At 62.7% G+C, this 415-nt stretch carries 1 protein-coding gene; it reads right to left on the bottom strand.

Annotated features, from left to right (window positions below; genetic code table 11):
• Positions 1–89: 89 nt before the first annotated feature.
• A partial coding sequence (locus CYJ76_RS11515; protein ID WP_144043101.1) for a P-loop NTPase occupies positions 90–415 on the bottom strand: 326 nt, incomplete at its 5' end.

The following is a 415-nucleotide window of genomic DNA, read 5'->3' as shown; positions in this document are numbered from 1 at the left end:
GGACGCAGCTAAAGAAAAGCCCTCCACACCCGGTTACGGGTGGGAGGACGTGACCTAGGCTCTTTGCTCGGGTTTTCCTTCTGCTTCGCCTATTTCTTTGTGACGCCGAGGTTCAGCGACTTACCTGCCAGTGAACTACGGCGTACCGCCAGCTGATCGGCGATTCCACCGAAGGCGATTGTGGCCGGCGAGTTCGGCTCGGACAGCACAATTGGGTTGCCCAGGTCGCCGCCGACGCGCAGGTTCGGATCCAGCGGGATCTGGCCCATCAGCGGCACCTTAGCGCCAGTGATCTGGGACAGGCGGTCGGCGACGAACTGACCGCCACCGGAACCGAAGACCTCCATGCGGGAGCCGTCCGGCATGTCCATCCAGCTCATGTTCTCGATCACGCCGCCGATGCGCTGGCGGGTTT

Origin of the sequence: Kytococcus schroeteri (assembly GCF_002847825.1) — a bacterium.
Classification (GTDB): Bacteria; Actinomycetota; Actinomycetes; order Actinomycetales; family Dermatophilaceae; genus Kytococcus; species Kytococcus schroeteri.
This window is presented reverse-complemented; position numbering and strand designations above follow the sequence as displayed.